At 71.5% G+C, this 2841-nt stretch carries 2 protein-coding genes and 2 pseudogenes; 2 read left to right on the plus strand and 2 right to left on the minus strand.

Features of this window, described 5'->3' with window-relative positions:
* Both M878_RS59090 and M878_RS59095 read right to left on the minus strand, forming a co-directional pair.
* A pseudogene (locus M878_RS59090) lies at nucleotides 1-284 on the minus strand (indole-3-glycerol phosphate synthase); the annotation flags it as partial.
* Nucleotides 285-432: 148 nt separating this feature from the next.
* Complete coding sequence (locus M878_RS59095; RefSeq protein WP_031224596.1) at nucleotides 433-1302, minus strand: pyrimidine reductase family protein; 870 nt, start codon at nucleotides 1300-1302, stop codon at nucleotides 433-435.
* 37 nt (nucleotides 1303-1339) lie between these two features.
* Here M878_RS59095 and zapE point away from each other — a divergent pair, with 37 nt between their 5' ends.
* Nucleotides 1340-2443, plus strand: coding sequence for a cell division protein ZapE (zapE, locus tag M878_RS59100; RefSeq protein ID WP_031224597.1), 1104 nt, complete (start codon nucleotides 1340-1342; stop codon nucleotides 2441-2443).
* Between the two features lie 183 nt (nucleotides 2444-2626).
* Nucleotides 2627-2841: pseudogene (locus M878_RS59105) on the plus strand (hypothetical protein); the annotation flags it as partial.

Consider the following 2841-nt stretch of genomic DNA (forward strand, 5'->3'; position numbering starts at 1 on the left):
TCCTCGACCAACCGCCCCTCCGCCCGGCTCCCCGCCGCCCGCAGGGCCTGCACGGACACGTCGAGAGCCTGCTGCCCGACGCTCCTGGCGTCCTCCCCCTCCGGGGTCTCCCGCTCGCGCACCGCCTCGTCGAGTTCGCCGAGCGCGATGTCGTCGATGGCCCGCAGCAGGCGGTCCGCCTGGTCGCCGCGCGGCTGGAGGAGCACGTGGAAAGTGACCGGCTCGTCCCCGTGCAAGGTGGTGACGAACTCCACGTCGGCGGACGTCAAGGCCTTCTCGATCATCAGAACGCTTGTGAACACCGAACGCCTCTTCTCCTCCGTGGGCCCTGACGAGGCCCGTGCGGAAACCATCCTGCCCCGTGATCGCACGAGTTCTGCCGGACTAAGTGTGCCCTCCGGAAGCTAAACGGAACGGTAGATTCCGCTGATTTCAGGAGCGACGGTAGCGGCCGAACAGAAATCCGGCCTCTTCGAGGAGGGACACGAGCTCGAACCGGCGCGGCACGGCGACCGAGGGTCCCCCGGCGACGCGCTGTGCGTCGCCCGCCGTGAGCATGGGCGAGAGGGTCAGGCACATCTCGTCCAGCACCCCGGCGGCGATCAGCTGGCCGAGCAGCCGGGGACCGCCCTCGGTGAGCAACCGGGTGTGGCCGAGGCCGGCGAGGGCGCGCACCGCGCGCGCGGGCTCGATGCCCCTGCCCTCACCGGCGATCACCACCGTGGCCCCGGCCTTCTCGGCGGCGGCGATCCGGCCGGGTGCGGCCGCGGCTCCGGTCAGGATCAGCGTGGGCACCAGGGGCGAGGTGTACAGCGGGAGCGAGAAGTCCAGCTCCAGGCTCGCGGAGACGACGGCGATCGCCGGGGCCGGGGCCTGTCCGGCGGCCTCGCGGGCCGCAGCGAACTCGGCACGCGCGCGTGCCGGGCGGTACCCCTCCTGACGTACCGTTTCCGCGCCCACCACGATCACATCCGCGAGTGCCCGCAGCGTGCCGAAGATCCGCATGTCGGCGGCGCTGGAGATGGGCTGGGAGCGCCCCTCGTGCTGGGCGGCGCCGTCGAGCGTGGAGACCATGTTGGCCCGCAGCCACGGCCTGGGGGCGCCCGGCACCGGCTCGGGGTAGGCGTAGGCGGCGGCCAGTTCGGCGAGACTCCACTCACGATCGACGAGCGCGGCGGCAACGGACACCCCGGGCACATCCGGCACCCGAGTCCCTGCCGCCTCCCTCGCCCCCTCCCCCTCGGGCGCCCCGCCGGAGGCCCGGGCTGCTGTTTCGTCGGTCACAGGGAACAGGCGTCGCATGTCGTGCAGTGTGACACGGCGCTTAGCATGGGTAACCGTGTCGTCCTCCATAGCCGCCTCCGGACCCAGCCCTGTGACCGACGCGGGCCCCCTCTCCCTGTGCGCCCGTGAGCCGCGTGTCCCCGCGGACCGGCTGGTCGCCGAGATGGTGCCGCCGCCGCGCTTCGACTCGGTCCGCTTCTCGACGTACATACCGGACCCGAACCAGCCCAGCCAGACCGAGGCCGTACGGGTCCTCGGGGGCTTCGCGGGCGGGCTCGGCGGCGCACACGCCTCCGGCGCCGGCCGGCGCGGCCTCTTCGGCTTCGGCAGACCCAAGGCACCCAAGACCCCGGCCGGCCCGCGCGGGGTCTACCTGGACGGCGGTTACGGCGTCGGAAAGACCCACCTGCTCGCCTCCCTGTGGCACGCCACCCCAGCCGAGCCCGCCCGCAAGGCGTTCGGCACCTTCGTGGAGCTGACGAACCTGGTCGGCGCCCTCGGCTTCCAGCAGACGGTGCAGACCCTCTCCGGCCACCGCCTGCTGTGCATCGACGAGTTCGAGCTGGACGACCCGGGCGACACGGTCCTGGTGTCGACGCTGCTCGGCAAGCTGGTCGAGGCGGGCGTCGCACTCGCCGCCACCTCCAACACGCTGCCCGGCAAGCTGGGCGAGGGCCGGTTCGCGGCGGCCGACTTCCTGCGCGAGATACAGGGGCTGTCGGCCCGCTTCCGCACCCTGCGCATCGACGGCGAGGACTACCGCCACCGCGGGCTGCCCGAGGCGCCGAAGCCCTTCACCGATGAAGAGGTGACGAAGGCGGCGTACGCCACCGAAGGCGCCTCGCTGGACGACTTCCCGCATCTGCTGGAGCACCTGGCCAAGGTGCACCCGAGCCGGTACGGCGCACTGACCGACGGGCTGAGGGCGGTCTGCCTCACCGATGTGCGGCCGGTGCCGGACCAGTCGACCGCGCTCAGGCTCGTGGTACTCGCGGACCGGCTCTACGACCGCGAGGTCCCGGTGCTGGCCTCGGGGCTGCCGTTCGACCGGCTGTTCAGCGAGGAGATGCTGAACGGCGGCTACCGCAAGAAGTACTTCCGCGCGATATCCCGGCTCACCGCGCTGGCCCGCGACGCCAAGGGGCTCGTGGGCTCCTAGTCACTCACCGACCCCTAGTCAAGAGCCAGATCACGCCACGCGACCGGCACTTTTCACGCTCTCTTGCGCTCGTAACGCGTAGTTAACCCTGCAAAGGACTTTGCAGGGTTAATGTGTTTCTTGACCAGCCATTGACCAATGCTTGGCGCGGGCGAGAGGCGTGGACTTCCGGAAGGGGGGCGCATGTTCCGAGGTACGACGGCCCGGACCGTGCTCGCCTCCTTTGCCGTCGCCCTGCTCGCGCTGCTGTTCTTCGCCTCCGCGGAAACCTTCACACGTGCGCACACGCTCGGTGAAGCGCGGGCCAAAGCCGAACCCGGGATCACCTCCCCGGCGAAGCCGGCGCGCGACGGGTCCGAAACACTCCGCACCCCGGGCTGCCCGGGCGCGCCCGCGGG

The organism is Streptomyces roseochromogenus subsp. oscitans DS 12.976 (genome assembly GCF_000497445.1).
Classification (GTDB): domain Bacteria; phylum Actinomycetota; class Actinomycetes; order Streptomycetales; family Streptomycetaceae; genus Streptomyces; species Streptomyces oscitans.

Bases quoted from the DNA above. Each gene is read 5' to 3' on its own strand.
- M878_RS59095 (WP_031224596.1), bottom strand. From the start codon at position 1,302: ATGCGACGCCTGTTCCCTGTGACCGACGAAACAGCAGCCCGGGCCTCC.